The organism is Sphingobacterium sp. UGAL515B_05 (assembly GCF_033097525.1).
GTDB lineage: Bacteria > Bacteroidota > Bacteroidia > Sphingobacteriales > Sphingobacteriaceae > Sphingobacterium.
Genome location: NZ_CP109907.1, coordinates 5241645 through 5265658, shown reverse-complemented (window position 1 = coordinate 5265658; position 24014 = coordinate 5241645). Strand labels below are relative to the sequence as shown.

Genomic DNA, 24014 nt, shown 5'->3' with positions numbered 1-24014 from the left:
ACATCGTAGGTTAATAAAGGACACTATAAATCGGCATTGTTCTGAATGCGTTGGAGTTCGGCCTGCTTTGCATTGAAGCCATTTGGACCAAGCAAAGCGACAGATACACCATTTCGCAGTACTTCGTGAAGGGCTGCATTGATTCGGTTCCCTTCTGCGATCAGTGCGGTGATCTCTTCACTGGATCCGGACTGGATTACCGTCGTCGATGCTGTTGACGTGGAGTTGGAAACATATCCGCCATTGGCACGCCCCGGCATCGTGGAACGGATGATGTCGTTAATTTTTAAGGAGGATATCGTGCCGTTTCGCTGGGCAATATCCAAGATGTCAAGTATCGGCCTTACCTGTGGATTTCTTACGGCATCGTTATTGGCGACAAACTCATCACCGCTTTCGCCGACGATCACGGTAGGCGCCGAAACATAGCCACGTTTGGCAGGTTCAGATTTAGCACGGAATTTACGGCCATCCTGTGACCGGGTTACGTTCAGATAACCGCCCTCTTCTTTACCTTCAATCGCTGGTAGGGGTGTTTTTATAATTGTACCAATTTGCAAAGCTCCAACAGCAGCTATTAAAGCCATTAACCACGGATTAGGGAATGCTTTTGTGATTCCAGACGCTGTATTTACAATTGCTGTCATTAAAGCGACATTTCGTTCTCTTTTGGCTTGGTTGTGGGCAACTACGGACTTTTTATGTTCCATGTCTTTGTCAAGCTTCTCAACCTGTGCATTGTATGCCTCTTGCGTAATAGTTCCGGCTTTTAGACGCTGATCGAGGTTTGATTTTTTCTTTTTATTAGCCTGTTCATCCTTTTGAAGTTGGGCGTTTTCACCTGCTGCAACAAAAGAATTGTATTGAGACCATACTTGTATCAAGCCCTCAACAGCACCGTAGACTCTAGCAAGACTTTCTCGGCTACCATCCAAATTTGTAAATAGTTTCTCCCAGTCTTCGACGGTCATTCCAAGAAGATCCGTTTTGCTTCGTTCGTCTACTTTTAAGTTTTCAGTCAGATCCTTACCCGTGAGATCCGCTAGCTGTTCTTTAATTTCACGGATTTTTGCGAGCAATACTTTCTTTTCTTCTTCTGAAATAATACTGTCAGATAGTTTTATTCCATCCATCTGACCACTGTTAAGAGTCAATTGTAATTTTTCAAGCAATTCGTCAAGATGACGTTTCAGTGCTGCCTGCTCTTCTAAATCCTGTTGATTTCTTATTAGCTTTTTCGCTTGTCCGAGGGTTTTAATCTTATTTAGTTCTTGTACAGATAGCCTAGTGGCTAAAATTTCCTTAGCTTGCTGCAAAGAAGTTACTTCTTTAAGTTCCTCGTTATGTTTGATTTTAAGGTCTGTAATCTCTTCTTTTGAAGATTTTAGCAGTAGATCTGTTCTTTGGGCAATCGCTTCTGCATCAATCTTGTTTATAGCAACTTGATGGTTATTTTCAAGTACTTCCATTGCGCGCAATTGCTCTTCGGTCATATTTTCGCGTTTGACCTCGAATAGCCCCGCGCTGATCAGTCTTTGCTCGTAAGCTTCGTTTTCCTGTTGGATGAGCGGATCTGTTTTATCAATAAGCTTATCCCGGTATTTCCGTTCATTTTTGGCACGTCGATCGAGTTCCGCCTCATATTTATTGGTCTGTTCCCTTTGGGAATGATTATATTCTGTATTGATGTCATTTTCCCGTTTGATATGATCTTCCGTAATCTTCGCACGCTTTTCTAGTTCATCCGCTGTAAGCGAATTTCGATCCCGCTGAAATAGTCCCTCTGCCTTAAGTTTATCTTGATAACTCTTTTTCTCCACTTCAAGCTCCCGGAGCCTGGCTTTGTTTGCTGCACGCGCTGCCTTTTCAGCGGCATTATTGCTGCCGCTTCCTGTGGATTCTTTCATGTCCAAAGCATCCAGTTGCGCCTGAATACGCTTTCTTTCTGCCAGGTTCTTTCGCCTTCCGGCGATATCCTTTTCGTTCAGGGTTTCAAACGCAGCTTTTAATTCCTGTAGCTTTTTTTCCAGATAGGCACGGCGGTCACCTACGGTTTTGATTTCCTTTTCTACCGATTCAGGCTTATTTGGCGTGAGACTGTTTATTTTTTGGCCAACATCTTTTAACTGGGCGTATAGGCTGTCCAAACGAATGCTGTTGACGCGGCTCTGAAAGTTATCCCAGCCACGGTTCATCTGCTTGATAAGGCCGTCCTGTTTCTCCATTTCGTCGATCTGACGTTTGATTGCGTCACGGATCTTGTTGTAATAGGCCAATTGTTCGATCAGTGGTTTAGCACCAAATTCGGCTTTATCCAAATCAGCTACCTTTTTACCATACTCTTTAACCCGTTCCTCTGCGACGGTCAGCTCGTTGAGCAAACGGATCAATCGGGATGGCATTGCCTCATTTTTGTTTGCTCGCATCATCTCGCTCAAGGCTGTATACTCTTCTTTTAAGCGTTTCTGTTCACTGATCGCCTGATCGTAATTGGTTCTTAAAAGCGCCTTTTCCTGTTCCTCACGTGCTTTGTTCAGTTCGAACAGGGATTCGGCAGCACCTTTGGCCTGAAACTCTTCTAGGCTCATATTTTCCAGCAGATCCGGATATAGTTTTTGGAGCTCGACAAAAGCTTTGCTCTGCGCATATCGCGTCAAAGACGAATCATTGATTGCGGCCGAAAGTTCCTGTGTCGATGTCTTGAGGTTATCGGAAAGCTCCTTGGCCCGTTGCATTTCGTCATTGACAATTTTTTGGGCTTCTTTAGCATCATGGATACTATTGACCATTTTTACCATCATGGCTGTCAATGCCACGACAGCAACAGCAACAAGCCCGTATGGGTTCAGCGCCAGTTCAACGTTGAGCAGTTTTTGTGCGGCCCTGGCCCTCATGGCGTTTCCGGTAAGCACGTTGTATGCCAATGACAGGGCAAGTGTTGCCACCCGTAAGGCCCCTTTTACTGCTGTGGCTATCGTTTCCCACTGCGTCTGAATTTTAACGGCTGTATAGTAGGCCACGACAGCTGCTGTCAATGTGCTGATCACACCGATGTTATTTGCAATGAACGTGACGAGGGTGCCCAATATACGGATGAAAAGCGTGGTCAGGTTGATACCGGAAGTCAATACCGGGAACAGCTTTTCGCCAAGTTCACGCCAGTATTTCGCGACTTCTTTTCTTGCCATTTCCAGTTTAGCAGCAGAGTTTTCATTTTTTACGTTGTATTCCTGTGTAAGCGAAGTACCGTCCGCAAAAGCCCGGTTAGACAGGTTGATCTGCTGTGTCAGCATTTCCGTGTTCTCGGACAGTTTACCGATCACACCGATGGTACGCCCGCCGTCTTCGCCCAGGTCTCCCAAGGTGGCCGCCAGTTCGTTGATGCCGTTGGAATTCTTTTTGACGCCTTCCATAACGCGGATAAAGGCAGACATAAAGTCTTTCTCTAAGAGGTCTTTAAACTCGTTGAGCTTAAGCCCCGCGTATTTTGCATACACGTCCGCGTTACTGGCCATCTTGATGAACAGCTTGGACAGGGCAGTACTGGACACCTCTTCTGACTGCCCGAGGGCATCGAGGGTTGCACCCAGTCCCATAACCTGCTGGATGGTCATACCCGTAAGGGGGGCAATCCCCGACAAACGTTTGGTAAAATCAACGATGTAGCCTTCGTTTGCAGTCGAAGCCATACCCAGTTCATTGATGGCGGATCCGACTTTTAAAAAGGCCTGCTCCGTTGACAGGGTATCCTTTAGCTTGAAGATATCGACCAGCTTACCGACAGCATTGACAGTCTCTTCCACGTTGCCGCCCAAATCCTCGTTCAGCGCCACGACCAGCTGATTATTGGCCCTGACAAATTCAACGATATCATTGATTTCGGTATATCCCAGCTTACCGGATATACGCGCTAGACCGAGCAGATCTTCCTGTTTAGTCCGTGTCTCGATCTTTTCAAGCTCTGCATTCAGCCCCTTGACACCTTCCTTGTTCAGGTTGGTCGTTTTCATCACATCGGACAGCTGGTCATCGAACTTGGCAAAGTCCTCGGTAGCCTTTTTGATTCCTGAAATAGCTGCCCCAAGTGCGAGGGCGCCAGATACCCAGCTATTGAAATAGGCCTTGACCTGATTCTGCATAGATGCCAAGATGCCGCCCGTTGACTGTACCTGGCCACGCAGTTCCGCCAGACGCGATGAGACGGCAGCCATCTGCTGGGTCAGCCGGTTGTAGGTTTCCGAGCCCGGGGTAGCCTGCTTACGCAATTGCGTTAACCGCTTCAAGGTCTTTTCCAGATCGCCGATGGTCTGGTCTTCCAGCCTTAGCGACTGCCGTACCTGTGCGAGCCTATTGCGATAGGCATCCAATAGCTGATTGTACCTAGTTACATCCTGCTGTAATTGACGGTACCGGGTGCTGTTGGTCTGTCCCTGCCGTTCGAGTAACTGCATCTCACTCTTGGCCGCCTTGAGTTTATTCTTATTATCTACCATCGCCCGGCTAAGCCGTCCGATCTCGGACTGCGCGCTATTGCCGTTTACGATGATGTTGAGGACGAGATCCTCGTTCTTTAATTGGTTAGATGCCATTGATATTAGGGGTTAGATTGTTGCCATTGCCTGCGCAGGTTGAGCGCTACATCATCGGTGAAGTCATTCTGCAGTCGGTGGGCTATCGCATAGTAGTGGCCCATTGCAAACTTGTTGTAGAGCTGGTAACCCTTGCGCGAACGTTTGCCAGAACGGTCCTTCACGTTACGACGGGCATCCAGCAGGCGCAGGTAGTTCGGGAAGGTGATGATCAGTTTGCCCTGATACCTGTTACTTGCGCTTACGACATTCATCGTACGGTCGTTGAATAATCGGCGTGTGTGAAAGTGGAGCTTAGCGCGGATCTCGCGCCCCTGATTGGACAGGTAGCGTCTGCCTTCCTCTTCCAGTACCCCGCGGATGAATAGCTTCTTTAGCTGTGACATAGGTGTAGATGTAGGTTGATGCCTCAAAGGTCATCGTTAACGGGGCGCTGCTAAAGGACACGGGGGTGAAATCGCTGATTAAAGCAGTTTAAAGGCGGTTTTTGTCATATATCCTTAAAAAAGGCCTTTTTTTAGGGGGGTAAAAAATTCTCTGGGCGGCTGGGCAGATTCTGTGGAGGGCAAATTTCGAATTTTTTGAAACAGGAAAATTTTGCTTGTTTTCAGGTGTTTACGTTTTTTTGATCCGTAAAACAGGCTGTTTTTCGGTACTTTTCAGGCTGAACTCGGTAGTAAAGGGCATAAAAAAACGCCGATTGTGGTATCGGCGTTCAGCTAGTGTGGTTTGTTTCGGTATTTTATTTTATGACTGCGTCGGTTTCGATATCAATTATTTTGAGCTGATCGCCCCGTTTTATAAAACCTGTTGATACTGCGTAAGAATAGAGATTCTGTTCGAACAGTTGTGGCTTATCTCCCAATGTCAGCAAAACACGGTAAATGTAGACGGCGTTATTTTTAAACTCGATCAAATTCTGTTTTTCAAGTTTATTGAAAAATAGCACAAGTTTAAGCGCATTGGAAACTGGTTTTTTCTTCTGTTTTGCTTTTAGTTTTTTCAGTGATGACATAGGCTGGATTATTTAAAATCCTACCGCGCCAAAAACGAACACGGCAGGGATTACAAAATGAACATTCAAATTTATAAATAATTCATTTATAATTATAAATGAATTTTAATTAAACTGAAACTGTAATTGAATAACCGTTCCAGCCGCCAAATTCCCTATATTCCGGATCGATGGTTATCCCTTTTACGTTGATATTGGGAAAGGGCAGGCAGGCCCCGGGGCGTTCCCCTTCGGTGAGGTAGTGGAAAATCTTGAAGATCGCATCTTCTGTGCGTTCGTACGGCTCAAGTTCAGACTCCGGGGTCTGTCCGCTGTCGTCTTTTTCCAGTGCATAGATGATAAACGTATCATGGGTCTTGTAGCTATCGGTACCGCCTGAAAATCCCTTCTGGGGCATGACACAGGCTATCTGTAAACCCTCGCGGTCTGCAAGCCTGTTAACAGCATGGCCATCATGCGCACAGCGGCAATAATCCTTTGCGGCCGTGATCGCCTTGAGCTTTTTACATAGATTTTCGAAGTCTCTTATTTTCATTTTTGGGATGCTTTTAGGTTTTCGATCTGTTTTTTGTACATATAGACCAGTATGGTAAAGAGGGATGTCTGCTCGGTCTGTTCGATATTTCCGAATACGCCGCTTTCTGCGATATCGAATAAAGTACCCTGCCATCCAAGGCCCTGTTTTCGTTTTTCCAATCCAAGCAGTTCCGCCTTTGTAGGTTTCGGGAAGAGGATAGAAAAATCTATTTCAATACCTTGGATTTCTAAAGGCGTTGTTTGGATAACCTGTACACAGTAGCTGTACCACAGTAGTATACAGAATTTTTTGATATAAGGAATTTTTGCAATCAGCGGAAGGGTTCCACCTAAAGATCCGTGATCGAAAGGCGAACGTTTGCCTTTTGTTCCCGGGCGGTAAAAGCATGCGACGAACTGGTCGAGGCTGTCCATTGCGCCCTCGAAATCATTTTCCTTGTTGCACCTGTCGTGTTCCTTAAAATAGTTATTGGCCCACTGGAATTCAGAAAAAGTGATATCCTGCAAAAGATCTTCAGGGCCATAAATGCTTTGTTTCCCGACAGTAATTTCCCTGAAAAAATTCACAAAGGTGTCAAACTGGAACTCGTACATTTTCTGTCCGTTTTCCTTTTTTACCCTGAACGGCCATAAGCACAATTGTGCAGCCAATATACAAAGCATTTCATCCTGACGGTGCGTAGTGCCCAAACGCCGCTTAAACTGATAGCTGACGTTAGATTTTAAACCAGTCAGCCTGCAGAATGTACGCCGGGTAAAGTCTTCGATCTTTTGGTCACCGTTCATCACCAAAAACGCTTCGCTGACGATATCCATTACCTGGTCGGTTGTACATTCGTTCCAGCTGGAAGGCAGTTCGATCTTTTTATTTGCTTCGGGTATTTCTAGGGTATGCATAATTGATTTTTAGGATGTGCGTGCATATTTGTTGCTTGGATCATTCTTCGGTATCAGAGGGGCGACAAAAGTCGATTTAGAACGGAATTTACGGAGGTCATCAAGCGCCTTATCAGCATCACGTGATAAATAGAGCATATACCATTCAATGGCAGGCTGCTGGGCAATATTACTGCTGGTCAGTCCCTGCTCGTAGGTCTTGTACTGTTGAACGACACCTTCCGGCATCACTTTGAGTGCAAACCTTTTGACCGCCAAAGCCATTGAATACAGCGCCAGCGCTTTTTGGATCAGGGGAAGCTGCCCATCCATATCGCTGGACGTCGTGTCTTCCTGAAAATTTTTCAGGATCAGGTTGTAATCGTCCCCCAAAACAGGTTTTATTTTTGATTGCTGCACCTCATTGATCAGCGGCACCAGCGAATAATAGAAGCTTGCCGAATCGTCTATATAGAAATACTTGCTGAAAATAGTTGTGTTGTTCAGGAACAGTTCACGCGAGCTGTGCCGCAGTTCAGTATCGATCCAGTCCGGATCTTCGGTTCTGTCCAGATGCCTGACAAGACGGTCGAGCGATTCCCGGTATTTGCGGAAAGCGGCTTCATCGTCCCGGTCGATCTGCCATTGCCATGCCTGCGCTTCGTTTTCCCGGTCAACTTTTGACTTACGTCCATTTTCATCGTGCCCAAGGTTGTTGCCCTGATAATATTGGTATGTGGCATGTACTGCAATGGGCAGCTGTATATGCTGTAAAAGCTTCTTTTCTTCGTCTGTAGCGATATCGCCCTTTTCAAGGATAACAAGAGCCTTATCGTAGATCGGCTGTCCGATCAGCAGAATTACTTTCTCACTGGCCAAAAGTACATCGGTTTGGACGCGTTCAAAATTGATATTTGCCGAGAAAGTACCCGATAATCGGCGCAGTTCAGGAGAGGCATTTATAAGTAGTTTCATTGGATTAGATGTTATTGGTTAAACGGTCTTTGGAACTGACATTATCTTCCTTTTCGACAATAGGACGGTAAAAACCCATCTGAATGCCTTCTTTTTCCGGCCAGTTCGCTGCAATTGCGCGGTTTATCGCTTCAAAGATCACCGATTCGGGGATCGCTGTTTCGGCAGCCCAGAATAATTTCAGGGCATAGAGCATCTGTGAACCGGATCCGAGCTGTCCCGGGATGATTATGTTGGCTAGGGAAGGGTGTAATCCCATACCGGATGTGGACGCACTGTCCGCCTGCTTTCCGACTTCCAGCTGTGCTTCGATAAAATCGCCGATCTTTTGGTCTATGGCTTCGATTTTCCATTGACAAAGGTTTCCCTCATCGTCATAAAAATCGACCGTTTCGATAAACTTTCCCGCATTCTCATTTCCTGCGAGAGCTGCTGAAATATCACCGAACAGCTGATCTTTAAGATCTTGGAGCAATTCTTCGATTTCTTCAGCGGTCTTTCCCTGATGCTGCTCTTCGAGTTTCAGGCGCTTTGATTCCCAGTACCCCTGCGGACTGTGGATATGAAAGGCAGCTGATATGCCATTTTTACCAAGATATTTAAGAATATCCGGGATTTCCGAAGACCGCCATAACCATTTGAACGTACCGAAAAACGAAGGAACCGAATAAAAGCGATAGGCAAAAGAGTAGGTGTTATGGTAGGACATGGACACACCATAGCGGAACGGCTCGTTCGGACTGAATACCGGATAGGCTGTAAGTCCAGTCCCTAAAATGTTATTGAAAAAGTCACCTACATAGATTGTCTTTACATTTTCCAAGCGTGCCGCTCCGAACTCGGGCCATCCCAGACGCGCATCGGTACCGGGCACAACCTGTAGGCTATTGATAAAACCACGTTCCCCGATACGGCTTGCCTTGTTTCTGTAAGACTTTACATAAAACCCTTTAAGATGCTTGTATTCAACAAGTGCCATATCTAAAAATCTGCGCCAGTCCCATGTTTTTAGCCAATCATGTATCTGTTTGTCGTACAGATATTCCCGTGTAATCTGACCATTGTCATAATTCAGGCGGTACAGCCCCGGACCGTTCGCATACAAAAGGCCGATCTGCCTTTCCAAGATACCCGGTGCCAGGTTGTTTTCCGCCATGATATCCCTGACAATCTCCGGGAGGTCGTTGTTTGCCCCATGGGAAACGATCTTCACGCCATTGACCATCTGAGGGGCCATTTCCCAATTGGAGCTATCAAACAGCTGTGAAAAATTGCTTGAAAAGGAAGACATGGAAACGGTGTAGACCTTTCCCCCGGTTTGAATGGCTGCGGAATCCTTTCCGATCCGCTGATAAGATGGCCGGATGCCTGCTTTGCCTACCTGTGCTGCTGGCTGCGCAATAGATTTTGGAATATCTGATCGGTTTTTCTTTCGGTTGGTTGTTTTCATAGGTGGTTTAGATTATCGTCAGTTTTTGCCCATTAAAAGAACGCAGGTTACAGTGCCAAAATCGTCTCGGTTCGTTGGTATCGAGGTTGATATATTCTTCCTGCATCTCTGCGTTTTGATTGTATTTCAATACCCCGCGATTTCGGAGACGTGCACTGGGTACTTCGATCATGCCCTGCGAGGTGTTCCGGGTTTCATCAAATGACACAAAGACGAAAGAAAACGATTTCCCGTCTTTCGTCAGTCTGCGCATTTCTTTTATGGCTTCGTATGTTGTCAAATGTATATTGGGTTAAATGTCTGTCAAAGATCATTTTAAATTAAAGAGTGATAAAGGACACTTTTTTTAGCCAAAGAATTTCGATATTTTCAATTCTCAATAAAAATTAGCTATGATATTAACAGAAAGAAGAAACAAAATTTTCTTAATCGGGAATGGATTTGATCTTGCCCATGGTTTACCAACAAGGTATATTGATTTTATAAAATGGTACCTTAAAGAATGCTGCTTAAAAGCGATTGAAAAGACTGTTTATTATGATGATTGTATTAATATTCAATTTTACAAAAGTCCTCATTTTGTGAGTATCAACAGTATCCCGGATATGATTGAACAAATTTACCAATCGGGCGATATTCTAGACTTTTTAAATAATCCCACTTACTCTAAAGGATTAAATGACTTTAAAGAACTGACAGAAGGTTTAATGCTTAAAATTGAACCTAAAGGAGATTTTTGCTTAAATCTTTTTATGGGATGTCAAGATGCCGACTGGAGTGGAATAGAATATGAAATTAATCGGATTATGCTAAAAGAGCATCATAATCTATCCGAGAAGCGCACTGAGATACTTATTAACAGGAAAGGTAGCCGACTCTATGGACAATCATTGGCAAGAATCAGAGATCTCAACAAGTCTATATATCTTCTTAAATCAATGCTTATAGAATATTTGAAGTTGCATAATACGCCTTCTAAATATAAAGCAGATTTAATTTTGAGCCATCACAATGATTGGGGGGCTTCTTACACCGCTGATGGTGGGTTTGTATATCGTGGCGATAATATTATGACATACAGTTATAAGGATGTCGAAAGGCAAGTTCTCTTTTTAAATTTTAATTATACAACCTACTTTGAAAGCGAAATTGTCAAAGTGTTTAAGGATCATCTGGAAGATCAGTTTACACAAAGTGAAACCCTATATATTCATGGTCATTTAAATTCCGATACTGATAATATCGTTTTTGGTGTAGGGGACGAGAATAAAGAAATTTATTCAGAAATAGAATCTTTGTATGATGATGATTGGCTGGTGCCTCTTAAATCGTTTCACTATTTTAGAAATGAGAAGTATCAGCAGCTGCTAGGCTTTATTGCCAACGGTGATTACGAAATTTATGTAATCGGGCATTCATGTAGTACCACTGATCGAACATTACTAAATATGCTCTTTGAAAATGATGCTTGTAAAAAAATCCACGTTTACCATTATAGTGGAATTAATTCGTATTTAACCACAGCATACAATATTGCCCGTAATTTTAACGATAAAGTTAAGTTAAGAAAAATACTACAGCCTTTTAATCCTGATTTAACCACAAAATAAAGTAGATGTCCCCGACATCGATGTCGGGAACATAACTACCTTACAGTTGAACTCATAACCGACGATTTTGGCTTGACCCGTACGATATTTCGCCATAATCTTCGCATCATCAGGTATTTAAAACTATCAGATGCGTTGGTAGATTCCAGCGGCAAGCGTTCCAGCTCCAATTTTTCCGACGACTTATCCTTGGCTGTGATCGACTGGCCTTTGGAATTCTGCACAATCTTCGTTTTAGCCCCTTCAATCGAAGCTTTAAGAAATTTGCACTGGAATCGGTCGATCATCACCTTTGGCAGTTTCGGATTGGATCCGCTCAATAGTTCCTGCATAAACACAAATTCCTCAAACTGGCCGATATTGCCCTGATTGAGCGACATTAAATTTACCTTCCAGCCTGTTTTTGTCTTGCCGTCAGCTTCGTATTCCAAGGCTTTTTTCATCGCCGATGCAAGATCGACTCCAGCTTCCTTGTAGTTGTTGGCGGCCCTGTCATAGTAAAGATTGATCGTCTTTTCTTTTTGGGTTTTAAAGTAGGTCAGGAACTCTTTTGCGATCTCCGGGATCCAGTTAGGCGAAAGGGTGTGTATAAATTTCAGGATCCTGTAATCTTTGCTGTTTGCCTGTGCGATTGACATAGATATCATGTTACCGAAGTCCATGCCCAGGTCGATAGCCTTATTGCGGTCAAGATATTTCAGTTCGCGGCAATCCGGCATTTCAGCAATACCAAAGTCATAGCGTGGGTTCAGCCCGTCATCGTAAAAGTGATCCGACGAAATATTGGCGTAGAAGCGTTCACCCGATGAAAGCTGTGGCCTTAATCCAAGCACGGATACTTCGGGATCCCCTAGATCCGTATTGATGGCATCAATAAACCAGTCAGGAGTAAGGATATCAATGTTGACAAGGGAAGAGGCTGTCCAAAAGAAATTATGCGCGGACTTATGTTTACGGACCGTCTTCCACATTTCCAGCCAGCGCAATTCTGTCCGTAGTTTTTTGGCCGTTTCTTCCTTATCGCCTTTCGCCTGGTAGTACAAACGTTCCTGTACACATTCATTGTACACCATAGCGGTCTTTAGAACGCGCAGGATGCCCTCTTTATCCATTTTCTTACCTTGCTTCAATATCCAGTCGTATTCACCTATACGGCCTGTATTTGGCATGTCCGTGGTAAAGGTCTGTCCAAGGTAAAAAACAGAATGTGCATACTTCACCGCATAGCCCCGGTTGGCGCGAAGGATGTTTTCGATTTTGGCTTCGGGAAAATATTTCACCTCGTCACCGATGACGTGGACGTAGGAACGTCCGGCAAGGGATGCCGGTTTGTCAAGGGATCCGAAAGTGATGTTGAGACCTGTGAAAAAGATCAGCGTGTGTTTGTAGGTCGCCAGCTTGTTGTACGGTTTCCAAAAATGCTCGCGGATGGATGGATCCAGTCCCTCAAGTTCGGACTGTTTGAATTTTGGCGGTTCCTTCCCGAGTATATAATGAACGCCCTCTTTGTACCCTTTGCGTTCCAAACCTTCCATAATGGAAGGCAATACGTTTTTTTGCAGGTTGGAATAGGTATCGGCTACCCAAGCGATAGGAGCGCCCGGCATATCGTAAGCCATTTCAATAAGACGTTCGGCTATGATGTCTGTCGTTTTAGCCGATCCGCGCCCCAGTACTGCCGCAAACCGCTTGGGCATGATCATGGTGCACATCTGCGAAAGCCAGTTCATGAACGCCACATTGGCATCCTTATATGATTCGTTGATCTTTGGACGGTATTTGGTTGATTTGGGCTTACTCATTGTTATTGGCTAATATTCGGTCAAGTTTGACAGGTATATTCGGGTCTTCGATGAGGGCATCCTGCCGTAGATCGGCCTTTATGGCTTCGGGAAGTTCCAGCAGGTCGATTTCAGCCGCAAGGATCTGCCTGTTGATTGGCGGAAGTTTGGCCTTGGTTGCGTCGAGCGTAAGCACCCGGACAGGTTTAAGGTATAGTTCGTTTGGAATTTTTTCCGGATCCGCTTTGTCGAGTTCCCGCAATTTCGCTACCTGCATGATCATTTCCGAGTGGATCTTCAGATCAACCGGGGTCAATGCATTCTCACGGACGACGATAGCTGCTGATTCGATCATTGCTGCGTACTTATTACGCAGTGCCTGTTTAGTCACGTTGTTGTCGGAGTAAAACAGGTTCAGCGCTTCCGAATACATTTCCTGCGCCCTTTGCGCCTTTAGCTTGAGCACATCGATAATATATTTGATCGTGGCACGCTGCCCGTACTGGGCGTCCATATCCTTGATAAAACGCAGGGCGTCGATATAGATCTGCTCTTCAACGGTCACATCCTTGAGCTCTCCGGACTGAACATAGTCCATCAGCCGTTCGAGCATACCGTCATTATCAAAACCGCCTATGATATCCAGCTTGGATATTTTGAAAGCTTTTGTCCGCTTGACCTCAAAAATCTGTTTCTGTGCCGAAACGGCTTCCTTGCCGCTTCCTTTGGCCAGGTTATATAGGGCAAAGCGTTCGTCGATATCCTGTTTTTCCCTTCCGATCCGCAGGTGGGTAGCTACTTTGGAATTTGGATTGCTCGCTTCCCGGTCAAACACATCGACCGAAAGATTGAAATATTCCGCGATACGCCTGTTTGAGTATTCCAGCGCAGAGAGTACTTCTAGCTTTTCCCATTCCTCGTCAGTTAGGTGTATTAGGTTGAGGTAGATTTCCATGAAACAAAAATGCCCCTGATTTAGGGGCATTTAAAGGACATGGGACGTGTTACAAGCAGTTCAATAGCTGTTGTATTCCCGCATATACCACCCGAGGGCAAAAGCGTCCTGAACGGATTCCGTGTTGCCTTCTTTGGGAGTCAGGGTTACAGTGATCCCATCGATATGAACATCATATTTGTGATAGATGCCCATAATGGCTAGGCATTCTTCCTTTGCCGCTTCGAGCATTGGAATAATATGTTCCGGTAGTGTAATTTTCATGAATTAAAGATAGGATCGAAATTGTACCAAATTTTACGGAATTCCGTAGGGCTATTTCAGCAATGCAATGATCGCATCCAATTTCATCCGGTAGCCGCGCAATTTTTCCTCCCGTCGGATAAGCAGATCGGGGCGGTCATTTTTTTTGATCTGTTTTTCAAGGTGCCTGATATTATTTTCGGTCTGCGATTTCAGGTCAGCCAGCTGTAGGGGAGACAGCTTTTTCAGGTCTTCAAGATTCCGGTACTCGACAAAAATCTCATGCTTTCCAAGTAAGGTTTTATTGTTTTTGTAATGGATAAATTCCTTTTTGATCTTATGGTTTACCTTATACCAATGCACAAGGCTGCTCACGGCAGAAACTAGCTGATCATCCGTGGTACACTCATCGATCGCATTATAGTATTCGATCACTTTATGATATGCCGTAATCTTGTCAGCCGCCAGTATCTTCAGTTCGTTCGGACAGTCGCTTTCCGCGAGAAACGGGAATTGCTCGCGCAGACCGATCGTTTTCTTTTTGCTGTTTTCCTGACTGCTGTTTACCTGATCTTCAAGTTCAATATTCTGTTCCTGCAGTTCCTCATTGATATAGGTCAGTTCGTCGTTTTCGGCCTGCAAACTTTCCAGCTTCTCGGATAGTTGTTGATGATCACCCATTATCAGGTTTACAGGCTGCCCTGCAAGCTGTCTGTCCATAAAAGCCGAAAGCGCAATTTTCAGGATATGCAGATGTGCTGCCGGATCTTTGTCGAATATCTTTTTAACAACAGGATCAGGATTGATATACGTATTGAACAGCTGAACCCCGATCTGTGGATCGGAGCCAGTGTTCAGCCAGTTGTAAATTAAAAACGATGGTGTCATCGGTCAGTATTTTAGCAGGGTATCACGTATCGTGGTTGCAATAGCCAGTGCGAGGGATCCCTTGTACTGCTGATATTTTTCCATATCCGAACGGTTGGAAATAAAGGCGATCTCCAATAGACAAGACGATGCTTTTGTATGTAGAATTCCGAGCCTTCCACGGTTAGATTCCGTTTCGTCCTTAACGCCCCGGTTTGTGATGCCCACAATAGCTGAGACATCTCCAGCTAACTGCCTTGCAAAATCCTTCGACTTTTCACGTGCGCCAGCCGCGACAAGTGCAGTCGTGCCGGATGCTGAAATGCGTTCCGCAAAATCAAAATGGATCTCCAAAAGGAAATCGTCTGTAGTAGCGACTTTGTTTATCTTGGTGATGACCTGCGACAAGGTGTCGTTATCATCGTCATTCCAGATTTTCAGGCAGGCTATTTCGCGCAATTTAGCGGTGATCAGATCGCGCAGTTCTTTGGTCAGGATGTTTTCCTGATATCCGTTTCCAACGGCGCCACTGTCCCTGTTGTGGTGCCCGGCAGTAATAAAAATTGTTTTCATTAGATCTCGTATTTTGATTTTTCAGAAAAATCAGAGCGCAGAAGCTTGCGGACAGATGGCCAGCCTTTATCGTTGCAGTTCATGAACAGCCTTTCGCCCCGGACTTTATCCAGCACGTCCTGACTGATGTCTGGACGGTATATAGATGCGAGGATCTTGTCTTCTGTTCCGCCCGTGATCTTGGTCAGTTCGCCTTCCGGGGTGTGGGTATTAAAATAGAGCGAGGTGAATAGCAGGCCAACCTCTGTCGCGTTGTAGGTTTCGATAACCTCCAATACTTTTTCAGCATCGAGTAAGACAGGTGTGTGTGTCCCGTAACGGACGGTCGTATTTCCAAGCTGCTCTAAGATCCATGCGGTATTTAGCTGGGCTTCGTTAAACCGGGTAGTTTTTTTCTCTGCAGCATCCTTTAGGTCTCCAAAATACTTCGGACTTGCGATATCATCCAATGTCACATCGCGCAAAAGGAAAATATCATCATTTGAAAGGATCACAGGGCCTTTGATATCGAGCAGGGCAATAGCGGAAAACAATTTGTGCGTGCTGTCAGCCTGCGGATGCTGTTCTGTCTGTGGAGCCGCGCAGCCATTGCATTGTCTGATCACCTGGTGGCCATTGTGCTGGATATGGATAACATGATCAGAAAACCAGTCTTCGCTGTCACCAACAATCACGACGTTGATATCGCCAAAATGTTTCGCCCAGGTGCGCAGAGCCAGTTTAAGCTCGGTCGATACAGCTCCGCCCTTATAATAGGGAATGATCAATGTAGGTTTATCCGGATCCAAACGTTCATCCATCGGCGGCAAATTGTCCTTCTCATGAGGCCAGTCCATTAAAATAGCATCTGTGGTTAAGGCTTTAAGAGGTGCTGGTGTGCCGTTTTCCTGATTTTCTTTTTTATCGGCAGCGGGTTTTGTTTCCCCTTTTTCTTCCGGCTGGCTGCCAGGATCTGTCAGCGATATCGTGCCGCCTTCCGATTTATTGATCAGTCTTTTTTTTGCGAGCGAATTGACCAAGGTTGCCACAGATGCTTTTTTCATTTCCGTAGCTGCCGTGATGGTATCTACGGTTAAAAAACCAGCTTTGATCGCTTCGTATATTGCTTTTTCTTTTTCGGTCAGATTTTCCATTGTATACATGGTGTTTTAAAGAAAAAGGGGCTCGGGTTTGAGCCCCTTTCGGTTTGGGTTAATTAATGATTAGTAGGTTCTATAAGCCATCATCAGACGATCCATCCCCGGCAATAGGTGCCAGTGCTGGAATTGTACTTGTGTAGAATGCTGATTTTTCAGAAGTACGCAACGCGGATTTCCATGTCAGGGTATGCGCCACACCCTCGTTGTTGTCTTGTCCTTCTACGACAAGTTTCATAGGTGCGCATAGTGATCCGTGTACCTTGACGCTGGCGGTCTCGCTGCATTCGCGTGTGATCAGGACAAAGTCTTCACCGATGTTGGCCTGCTCGAATTCGTTGATCTCAATAGAGTCCCCGGGATGTGCGCCAGCAACATTCTGGATCCATCCTTCTTTGTCCGGATCGCCCTCACTGTTGTCGTTACGGGAGATTGTCGACGGCGTTAGATAGATGCCTATGGCCTGTGCTCCCGGCTTGAGGGTGATGTTCTCGGTGATTTTGACACCCGAACGGGCAGGCATTGAAAGGATGTCACGGGTTCTGATTGCGATAATATTAGGATCCTTGGCCGTGGGAGCCCCGGGCGATCCTGCGCCCTTTGCGATCGATACTGGTTTGTATGCCATCTTGATTGGTTTTAAGGTTTTGTTTCTTGTTGATTTGGGTTAGGTAGATAAGCTAGGCCCGAAAGCCTAGCTATGAGGTTTATAATCCGTCAGATGCTTCGTCATCTTCCGGCTGTGTGCCGTCAGGGAACTGCTTGGAAGGTTTAAGTCCTACCTGCGGATTGTAGTTGGCAGGAACGTACGCAAATACCAATTCGGCAATCTCGAATCCGACGCCTAACCAGTACTCGCCGAACAGGCGGACTTCGTAGCCGTTTTTCTGTACGTCGTTGATGACGTTAGGGGCTTCGTTCTTGTGACGCAGCTTGACCATGTTGCCGGGGGTGGTAGCGAAAATGATCGGCGAATTGCCCATGCCTTTGAGCTCGTGCAGGCTCATGTTCACGAAGTCGACCTCTGCCGTCTGGTTAAGGCCGCCTACGACTTTGTTATTGGCACCATAAAGGTTTTCATAGGCGCGTTGGTAACGCTTTTTGACAAACTTGGACGTGTAGATTTTAGAGATCGTCAGATCATCGTCCACAGCATCAGCAAAGGCATTGATAAAATCAACAACCTGCTTGTCAGTCGCTGTCGTCCAGTCGATGTCCTGACCAAAGAAATTGATGCGTGAGGTACCGCTTGCTTTTTCATCCACAAGGATCTGTTCGATACCGTTCATCGAATCTTCCGGGCGTAACGTAGTCGAATTGGCTACATACTTGCCTTTGAAGATCATCCGGTATTCGATATCTTCCAATAGCTTAGGGAAGACAAGGGAATGCCAGATGTATTTGGTAATCGGCATCTGATCCGGTGCCAAGCCTTCGTCGTATAAATGGAAGATATACGAATCCAAGACATCGGCAGGAATGATCGCGACGTTGATCTTGTGACGGTAATTTTGGATCTTTAATGGCGTGAACTTGGTCTCCCCGGATGGTGTCCATTTGGCAGAGAACTGTTGTGAAACGCTATTGATCTGTGACTGGATCGCCTGATATTCGGTGACAGCAGGTACTGTGCGGAACTCGGATGCAGAAGAGAATCCTTTGAAGATCTGCGCCGTAATGGCAACGTTTGTCTGATTTTGGCTTAAAAAAGTACCAAATTCCGTGCGTAGATTGTCTACGTCGATTGTTTTTGTACCAGCTACAACGGTACCCTGACCCAATGCAATGGACGCGAATACAGTAGCATAGTGCGCTACCTTGCGGGCAACAGATAGAACCTTTGCGACACCTTCTTTTCCTTTCCATCCCTGACCTTGACCTGAAATTGGGAATGGATCAGTTTCGGATTCAGCCTTCAACAATGCGATCTGACCATCTTTAAGATTGTTCTGTGCGATTGCTTCGGCTAACTGTGCGGCAATGGTAGAGGTTGCTGATTCTGTAGCTGCTGCAAAATGGGCTGTGATTGCTTCGTACAATCCTTCAGCATGGGCATCTTCGTTTGCCTGCTCATCGTCTGTCTGTTCAGCGATGGCGGTGGAGAATTTACTGGCGAACTTTTCGCCGAATGCGGCCTTTAGGGATTCAGCCTGCTCAGCGGTCAGCTTTTTGTCCGTAAAAGCGGAGATTTTCAAAAATCCCATGACCATGGAGACGGTCTGTTTGAATGATAACTTCATAGGTTGGTTGGTTAAAAATTATTTGTAAAGTCTTGTGCGATTGATTGGTTAGCGGCGTATTTGATGGCCATGGACAGGTTGCCCACTTCATCTGCCAGCCCGATTTCCACGATAGTGGCCCCGGTGAATGTTTTTCCGGAGAGGATCCCGTCTGTGGCTGCGACGAGCTTTCCGGAACGGTTGGCCCTGATCTCTTCCTGAAAGGCTACAGCCAGGGGCGAAAGCATTTCCTTTTTGATAAGCTCGTATTTGCCCTGTTCGGCTTCGATGAAAACTTTGTTTTTCTGGTCGGATTCGTCGGCGTAGATCTCATGGAAGACCACGCCCATCTGCTCGAAATAGGGTTTGTAATCGGCAAATGAGATCATAACACCGATTGATCCGTAGGTAGAGGTCAGGTTGTTGTTGACAAAGATGTAATTGCATAGGGATGCTATCCAGTAAGCGGCAGAACAGGTCATGTCGCCGTGGGCAACAACTATTTTGCCCAGGGATTTAGCGTATAGGATGGCATCTTTTAGGGGAGGGATTGCGGCCGTGGATCCTCCGCCGCTGTCGATATCCAAAACAATGGCCGACACGTTTTCCATGCCTGCCGCTTCGATAATGATTTCGGCAATGTCCAAGGCGCCATAGGTACGCCATGAGCCATATTTGTACATGGTGCCTTTGATCGGGATAACGGCAACAACGGTCTGCTTTGATTCAGATCCGCCAAAGTCTTCGTATTCGTTCCCGTCGTAATCATAGGAACGGACGTCGATATGAAGGTCAGACTCGTTGGTTGTTTCCTGGTCTTTCCCTTGGATCAGGGAAAGCAATTGCGAGGGAATTCCAGCGGCTAGGTTGGAATGGATAAGGAATTGCCCCCGCAATAATTCTTCTTGGTACAGTGCCCGCCAGTTGGCGTGTAGTTTTCTTTGCATAGGTAGAGGTGTGATCTATGCAAAGGTTGCCCTTTGAGGGGGGCTGATAAAGGACGTTTTGGGAACCCCTAATCGTTAAATAAGTCAGTATTCTTTAATTGTAAAAGCGGTTTGTCACTGTCATAATCGACCTGAAAAGCCCGTGACTGATCCGTATGAGAATGGTTAAAATAGATCGGTATGTCGGGGTTTCCGAAGACCAGAATTTTTCCGTCACACAATTGTATCAGCACAATGACGGGGCCAATGTAGCCGATGGCCTCGCGTAAAGTTGTTGATATCGTGCTACTGAAAAGCTGGCCTGCCTTGCTGGGTTTTGACGTTGACTGGAAAGATTGGGATCCTGTGGCAAAGCTTATGGGGCGTAGGTATTCAAATGTCTTGATCTCGGCGGTACCGTCGGTATATTCCATATAATCTGTTACCAGGTGTGCCGGTATGAATTTCATTCGGTAGATCGGGGTTAGGTTTGGGTTCATCGTAGTTTCTGTTTGCTGTTTAGTGTGTGATTGTATTTGTTGATAGACTCCTGAATTATCCGGTTTTGGTAGACGACCTGATTGATAAATTTCCTTGTCAGGGTTTCCAGCCGTTTCTTTTCCTGCCTGTACTCAAACTTTTTGAGCGTGTCTATATCGCCCAGCTTGTTGATCAGCTTACGGGTGATGATGAAATTTTGGATAGCCTGTTTCTGCTGTAGGCCATGATTGATCGACCAGTAATAGTATGACTGAAAATCAATATTGTAAACTTCTTTGATATGGTCTTCGATCTGAACCATATCCTGCGCAGTGAAATAGGCAAACTGGCTCTGTATGCTGGGGAGCTGCGAAGTTTTTGGCAATTTGAAAACAACCGTTTGGTCGCTGTCTTCGTAGGGTGGTTTTGTTTCTGAAAATCTGAGGTGGGAAATAATAAACCGGGCCAGGGGGATTGACCGGAAGAGTTCAAAGCGTCCGTCGACGTTGGCAAAATGGAAGTTGAGGTAATTTCGGAAAAGTTCTGATTTAATGTTACACTTTACGTACATATAGTTAATGTGCTGGTTTGTACAAATATAACACAAATTAAGATTGAAAATCTTAAACGCTGTGTGAAATTTTTTTAAATTTTCTTTTGGGTAAATCCCGATCCTGTTTTTATTCCGGTAAAACTTTTGGCTCTCTAAAAAAGTGCACGAAACTTTTGTGTTTTTGTAACAGCTGTATAAACCGCCTTGATCGTGCGATAGGAAAAGGCAGTGTGAAAAATCATTTTGTAACCGGGGGTATTTCATTTTGTAACAGCTAGGCAGTGGCAGGGAGGTACCTTATCGGTCGGAACGACGGTTACAAAACTTTTGTAACGATGTAACTTTTGTTACATTAAAGTTTTAGTTTACTGTAACCAACTTAACTATTTATAAATTAATATTATTATATTCTATTTTTATAAGTTAGTTACAAAGTTACAAGTAAATAGTATACTTTTAGTGCTTCATTTTTTTTGAAGATTTTCGGCTATTTCGCGCATTTAAACAATTTTCCCCCGTCGCCCCCTTATTATCGTGTTTAATTAAATAGTGTAACTCTAAAGACTGGTTACAGTTTAATTCCTCTTTTTATGGATAAGGGGGGCGCAGGGGGTAATGATCAAGCGTAACCGCGAAGCGCGGACGCTTGATCGAGGGATGAAGATGTGACTGGGACTTGGAAGGGGCGGGCGGTTTTGAAACAGTTACACTGTTACAGGGTTACAGTACTTAGGAGGGGGTGAGAGGGGAGTTTATGGCCTGTGCCTGTGGCAGCCTTTTAAGCCAGGGGATTTCACCTTTTTCGATGCTGTCAATAATTATATCCAGTTCAGCCATTGTGATCCACTGGCCTTTAAATTTGAGCCGGGTGTCAATCTTCCACCCGTATGCAGCACTCCAAGTTAGATATCCTAGATCGCTTCTATTTAGCATAAGATGATACGCATAATCATGGCCCATAAATTCAAGGTTTGAAATAGACAGGATCTGCCGCTCGTCGCCATAGTAACACAGCGCCAGTAAGTGTTTCTCATATTTTAGTACGAGTTGATCAATAATTGCATTGGACAGGTCTATTGGTAATTTCCCTTTGATCAGATTCCATTTCATAAAGTCCTGACGAACAATATACGTTTGGCCATTCTTTCCGAATAGCTTATAATCTTGAATATTTTTCCCCTGGCTGTCTGGATCGACCTCGAAGGGTATTTGCAGATCCTTTCCTTTGTACGACAATTCCAATATTTCCATCTTGCAAAAATGCTAATATATTTAGTTTTTAGAAAGAAGTGGAAATACGGGAAATAAAAAATGCAGCCAATAGGCTGCATTAAGATTATTCAAATTTTAAGCATTACGATACGGTTAAATCAAATGCTTTTTAATTTTTTCAATAAAATGATTAATGAGCGCGTTGTGAGAATCGGCTTCTATTGGTCTAACTGTCAATTCATCACAGCGCTTCGCTTCTCTGACAGCATCGGATTTAAGATAAACTCCAGCCAATACCTGTCGGTCAGTATAACCACAATAATTGTCGCCATAATATTGCCCTCGTTTCTTAATATAACAATGAGTTACTTCCGTATTCGCTAAAACGCCGTCAAGATATTCGTTCCTATCCTTTTGTCTTTGCAAATACTTAGCTTGGGTTCTTGTGACGCTTTTTCCGTCAAATTCGATTAGGTCGAAATTCCTGTCACGTTCGACTGGGATGTTCAAATATGTTATATATTCGCGTGTATAACTATGCTGTAGATCTAGATAATCACTATTAAGCATTTTTAAAATTTTTGATTTCGCCTTGTTCATTGAAGGCGCGTGGCAACTATATGGTGACAACTCCCAGCCGTCGACAATACGGTTAAGGTCTAAGCTATAACCGTGTTCTATTACTTTAAAATTATCCATATTAAGATACTCCCCATTGCTTCATTTCTTCCTCACTTGCTTTGTTGATACGTTTGATATAGCCTTCTATACCTTCGATGGTATTCCGGTTCGTTGGATAGTCCCAAGGATTTCTAAGACTTTTATCCAGCTGGTGATTATAGCCTTCGCGGATAGCGTTTCTATATTTTAGTAATAGGGAAGAGGTCAACAGATGACGATTGACAGTTACCTTTTCAGCTTTTTCTAAAGCTACAAGCATGTACCAATCATAATCAGGGGCCACGTATTCGTATGGCTCATATTTGAAAGTTATTTTACGGCCTGCATCTTTGTCTAAGATATCCCATTCCGCCGTATAGAAATCGGTTTCGTTTGTTCTTTTTGATGAAAAATTTGCCATTTTGTAATATGCCCGGATTAGCCGCCGGGCTCGGGTTGGTTTCTATTCTGATTTTGGAGTTTCAGTTTTATTTTCGACAGTAATCTTAGTGGCGCCAGCTCGCTGTGACATGACCTGTTTACCGATATCCTGTAGATTCTTGGATTCATAGATCTTCATCGCTGTTGATACGTCGATAGCCTGTCGTGTCTGTTCGTCCAGATCGAATGAAAGCGTAATAAAATTTAAGTGTACGCCAAGGCTTTCAAGAGCTTTGTTACTTTCTGTGAGCAGGTGGTTTTCGATCTCTGACTGGTCAAGCTCGACGATATCCTCGTCAACAAAGATCCGCTTGGCCACATCTTTGATCCTTTTGTCGATTACCATGTTTTCGGCCATTTCAAACGATTTGCCGATAGCTTCCTCGTTGTCTGCGTCGACGTTTGCTTTGCCCAAAAATTTGGCCTGCTTAATGAATGCGAGGGCATCCGTGATTGAATAGTCGTAATCTATATGAACGTTTGCGCGGACCTTATCTTTTAGGTTTGATATGAAAGTCGCTTCGCCCTGCATTGGAAAGTTAGGGATCACAACTTTCATGTAGCACATGTTAAGCCCTGCCTTTGGCACCGCTTCACCTGCGTTGATCTTTTTCCAAGTCATGCCACAATCGTCGGAAACAACGACCTGTTGATTTGATTTCGCATAATTACAGGATTGAAGGGTTGTCAATGATGCAATGATCACTAGTGTCCAAATTTTACGGATCCCTCTTTTAGCATAAGTCAAGAGCAATAGATAGGCTACCAAAATAAAGCCGAACATAAAGGGCGCATTGAATTGATAATTGCCAATAGTTAACTTATACATTCCATAAGTTGCCATTGCTACGACTAAACAGATAGTCGCGATACTGAGTGTTTTTAATGTAGTTTTCATTTTAATTTAATTGAGATT

Annotated in this window: 24 protein-coding genes; 1 reads left to right on the top strand and 23 read right to left on the bottom strand. The window is 44.7% G+C overall.

Annotated features, from left to right (window positions below; translation table 11 throughout):
• Positions 1–23: 23 nt before the first annotated feature.
• The 8 genes from OK025_RS21970 to OK025_RS21935 form a co-directional block, all read right to left on the bottom strand.
• Positions 24–4589: a phage tail tape measure protein gene (locus OK025_RS21970; protein ID WP_317666863.1), complete on the bottom strand. Its 4566-nt coding sequence runs from the start codon at positions 4587–4589 to the stop codon at positions 24–26.
• Positions 4590–4594: 5 nt separating this feature from the next.
• Positions 4595–4975, bottom strand: a complete 381-nt coding sequence (locus tag OK025_RS21965; protein ID WP_317666862.1) for a hypothetical protein — start codon at positions 4973–4975, stop codon at positions 4595–4597.
• 356 nt (positions 4976–5331) lie between these two features.
• Positions 5332–5604, bottom strand: coding sequence for a hypothetical protein (locus OK025_RS21960; RefSeq protein WP_317666861.1), 273 nt, complete (start codon positions 5602–5604; stop codon positions 5332–5334).
• Between the two features lie 109 nt (positions 5605–5713).
• Entirely contained in the window at positions 5714–6139 is a 426-nt protein-coding gene (locus tag OK025_RS21955; RefSeq protein ID WP_317666860.1) for a hypothetical protein, read from the bottom strand.
• Positions 6136–7038, bottom strand: a complete 903-nt coding sequence (locus tag OK025_RS21950) for a hypothetical protein (protein WP_317666859.1) — start codon at positions 7036–7038, stop codon at positions 6136–6138. Before OK025_RS21950 ends, OK025_RS21955 begins: the two co-directional genes overlap by 4 nt.
• A gap of 9 nt (positions 7039–7047) precedes the next feature.
• Positions 7048–7992 carry a DUF6712 family protein gene (locus OK025_RS21945; RefSeq protein WP_317666858.1) on the bottom strand — a complete coding sequence of 315 codons (945 nt, stop codon included), beginning with the start codon at positions 7990–7992 and terminating at the stop codon, positions 7048–7050.
• A gap of 4 nt (positions 7993–7996) precedes the next feature.
• Positions 7997–9442 carry a hypothetical protein gene (locus OK025_RS21940; RefSeq protein WP_317666857.1) on the bottom strand — a complete coding sequence of 482 codons (1446 nt, stop codon included), beginning with the start codon at positions 9440–9442 and terminating at the stop codon, positions 7997–7999.
• Positions 9443–9449: 7 nt separating this feature from the next.
• Positions 9450–9722 (bottom strand): hypothetical protein, encoded by a 273-nt coding sequence (locus OK025_RS21935; RefSeq protein ID WP_317666856.1) that lies wholly within the window; start codon positions 9720–9722, stop codon positions 9450–9452.
• Between the two features lie 112 nt (positions 9723–9834).
• Between OK025_RS21935 and OK025_RS21930 the strand changes: the two genes are divergently transcribed.
• Complete coding sequence (locus tag OK025_RS21930; RefSeq protein ID WP_317666855.1) at positions 9835–11052, top strand: AbiH family protein; 1218 nt, start codon at positions 9835–9837, stop codon at positions 11050–11052.
• A gap of 35 nt (positions 11053–11087) precedes the next feature.
• On the opposite strand, the gene OK025_RS21925 is transcribed toward OK025_RS21930, so the two are convergent.
• From OK025_RS21925 to OK025_RS21855, 15 genes are all read right to left on the bottom strand, one after another.
• On the bottom strand, positions 11088–12854 hold the full coding sequence (locus tag OK025_RS21925; protein ID WP_317666854.1) for a hypothetical protein: 1767 nt from the start codon (positions 12852–12854) through the stop codon (positions 11088–11090).
• The gene (locus OK025_RS21920; protein WP_317666853.1) at positions 12847–13788 is read right to left on the bottom strand and encodes a hypothetical protein; all 942 of its coding nucleotides are present in this window, start codon (positions 13786–13788) and stop codon (positions 12847–12849) included. The genes OK025_RS21925 and OK025_RS21920 overlap by 8 nt, the downstream gene beginning before the upstream one ends.
• Before the next feature lie 60 nt (positions 13789–13848).
• Positions 13849–14052, bottom strand: coding sequence for a hypothetical protein (locus OK025_RS21915; protein ID WP_317666852.1), 204 nt, complete (start codon positions 14050–14052; stop codon positions 13849–13851).
• Between the two features lie 51 nt (positions 14053–14103).
• Entirely contained in the window at positions 14104–14919 is an 816-nt protein-coding gene (locus OK025_RS21910; protein ID WP_317666851.1) for a hypothetical protein, read from the bottom strand.
• A 3-nt stretch (positions 14920–14922) separates the two neighbouring features.
• Positions 14923–15471, bottom strand: a complete 549-nt coding sequence (locus tag OK025_RS21905) for an N-acetylmuramoyl-L-alanine amidase (protein WP_317666850.1) — start codon at positions 15469–15471, stop codon at positions 14923–14925.
• Positions 15471–16604 carry a hypothetical protein gene (locus OK025_RS21900; protein WP_317666849.1) on the bottom strand — a complete coding sequence of 378 codons (1134 nt, stop codon included), beginning with the start codon at positions 16602–16604 and terminating at the stop codon, positions 15471–15473. The genes OK025_RS21905 and OK025_RS21900 overlap by 1 nt, the downstream gene beginning before the upstream one ends.
• A gap of 79 nt (positions 16605–16683) precedes the next feature.
• Positions 16684–17235, bottom strand: coding sequence for a hypothetical protein (locus OK025_RS21895; RefSeq protein WP_317666848.1), 552 nt, complete (start codon positions 17233–17235; stop codon positions 16684–16686).
• Between the two features lie 79 nt (positions 17236–17314).
• Positions 17315–18847: a hypothetical protein gene (locus tag OK025_RS21890; protein ID WP_317666847.1), complete on the bottom strand. Its 1533-nt coding sequence runs from the start codon at positions 18845–18847 to the stop codon at positions 17315–17317.
• Between the two features lie 11 nt (positions 18848–18858).
• On the bottom strand, positions 18859–19773 hold the full coding sequence (locus tag OK025_RS21885) for a S49 family peptidase (protein WP_317666846.1): 915 nt from the start codon (positions 19771–19773) through the stop codon (positions 18859–18861).
• A gap of 68 nt (positions 19774–19841) precedes the next feature.
• On the bottom strand, positions 19842–20252 hold the full coding sequence (locus OK025_RS21880; RefSeq protein WP_317666845.1) for a hypothetical protein: 411 nt from the start codon (positions 20250–20252) through the stop codon (positions 19842–19844).
• Positions 20249–20803 (bottom strand): hypothetical protein, encoded by a 555-nt coding sequence (locus OK025_RS21875; RefSeq protein ID WP_317666844.1) that lies wholly within the window; start codon positions 20801–20803, stop codon positions 20249–20251. Before OK025_RS21875 ends, OK025_RS21880 begins: the two co-directional genes overlap by 4 nt.
• A gap of 711 nt (positions 20804–21514) precedes the next feature.
• The gene (locus tag OK025_RS21870; protein ID WP_317666843.1) at positions 21515–22036 is read right to left on the bottom strand and encodes a hypothetical protein; all 522 of its coding nucleotides are present in this window, start codon (positions 22034–22036) and stop codon (positions 21515–21517) included.
• 114 nt (positions 22037–22150) lie between these two features.
• Positions 22151–22696, bottom strand: coding sequence for a hypothetical protein (locus tag OK025_RS21865; RefSeq protein WP_317666842.1), 546 nt, complete (start codon positions 22694–22696; stop codon positions 22151–22153).
• Position 22697: 1 nt separating this feature from the next.
• Positions 22698–23078: a hypothetical protein gene (locus tag OK025_RS21860; protein WP_317666841.1), complete on the bottom strand. Its 381-nt coding sequence runs from the start codon at positions 23076–23078 to the stop codon at positions 22698–22700.
• A 42-nt stretch (positions 23079–23120) separates the two neighbouring features.
• Complete coding sequence (locus OK025_RS21855; RefSeq protein ID WP_317666840.1) at positions 23121–23996, bottom strand: hypothetical protein; 876 nt, start codon at positions 23994–23996, stop codon at positions 23121–23123.
• Positions 23997–24014 lie beyond the last annotated feature (18 nt).

Coding starts and splice junctions, on each gene's coding strand:
- OK025_RS21970 (WP_317666863.1), bottom strand. CDS start 4,589: ATGGCATCTAACCAATTAAAGAACGAGGATCTCGTCCTCAACATCATC.
- OK025_RS21965 (WP_317666862.1), bottom strand. CDS start 4,975: ATGTCACAGCTAAAGAAGCTATTCATCCGCGGGGTACTGGAAGAGGAA.
- OK025_RS21960 (WP_317666861.1), bottom strand. CDS start 5,604: ATGTCATCACTGAAAAAACTAAAAGCAAAACAGAAGAAAAAACCAGTT.
- OK025_RS21955 (WP_317666860.1), bottom strand. CDS start 6,139: ATGAAAATAAGAGACTTCGAAAATCTATGTAAAAAGCTCAAGGCGATC.
- OK025_RS21950 (WP_317666859.1), bottom strand. CDS start 7,038: ATGCATACCCTAGAAATACCCGAAGCAAATAAAAAGATCGAACTGCCT.
- OK025_RS21945 (WP_317666858.1), bottom strand. CDS start 7,992: ATGAAACTACTTATAAATGCCTCTCCTGAACTGCGCCGATTATCGGGT.
- OK025_RS21940 (WP_317666857.1), bottom strand. CDS start 9,442: ATGAAAACAACCAACCGAAAGAAAAACCGATCAGATATTCCAAAATCT.
- OK025_RS21930 (WP_317666855.1), top strand. CDS start 9,835: ATGATATTAACAGAAAGAAGAAACAAAATTTTCTTAATCGGGAATGGA.
- OK025_RS21925 (WP_317666854.1), bottom strand. CDS start 12,854: ATGAGTAAGCCCAAATCAACCAAATACCGTCCAAAGATCAACGAATCA.
- OK025_RS21920 (WP_317666853.1), bottom strand. CDS start 13,788: ATGGAAATCTACCTCAACCTAATACACCTAACTGACGAGGAATGGGAA.
- OK025_RS21915 (WP_317666852.1), bottom strand. CDS start 14,052: ATGAAAATTACACTACCGGAACATATTATTCCAATGCTCGAAGCGGCA.
- OK025_RS21910 (WP_317666851.1), bottom strand. CDS start 14,919: ATGACACCATCGTTTTTAATTTACAACTGGCTGAACACTGGCTCCGAT.
- OK025_RS21905 (WP_317666850.1), bottom strand. CDS start 15,471: ATGAAAACAATTTTTATTACTGCCGGGCACCACAACAGGGACAGTGGC.
- OK025_RS21900 (WP_317666849.1), bottom strand. CDS start 16,604: ATGGAAAATCTGACCGAAAAAGAAAAAGCAATATACGAAGCGATCAAA.
- OK025_RS21895 (WP_317666848.1), bottom strand. CDS start 17,235: ATGGCATACAAACCAGTATCGATCGCAAAGGGCGCAGGATCGCCCGGG.
- OK025_RS21890 (WP_317666847.1), bottom strand. CDS start 18,847: ATGAAGTTATCATTCAAACAGACCGTCTCCATGGTCATGGGATTTTTG.
- OK025_RS21885 (WP_317666846.1), bottom strand. CDS start 19,773: ATGCAAAGAAAACTACACGCCAACTGGCGGGCACTGTACCAAGAAGAA.
- OK025_RS21880 (WP_317666845.1), bottom strand. CDS start 20,252: ATGAACCCAAACCTAACCCCGATCTACCGAATGAAATTCATACCGGCA.
- OK025_RS21875 (WP_317666844.1), bottom strand. CDS start 20,803: ATGTACGTAAAGTGTAACATTAAATCAGAACTTTTCCGAAATTACCTC.
- OK025_RS21870 (WP_317666843.1), bottom strand. CDS start 22,036: ATGGAAATATTGGAATTGTCGTACAAAGGAAAGGATCTGCAAATACCC.
- OK025_RS21865 (WP_317666842.1), bottom strand. CDS start 22,696: ATGGATAATTTTAAAGTAATAGAACACGGTTATAGCTTAGACCTTAAC.
- OK025_RS21860 (WP_317666841.1), bottom strand. CDS start 23,078: ATGGCAAATTTTTCATCAAAAAGAACAAACGAAACCGATTTCTATACG.
- OK025_RS21855 (WP_317666840.1), bottom strand. CDS start 23,996: ATGAAAACTACATTAAAAACACTCAGTATCGCGACTATCTGTTTAGTC.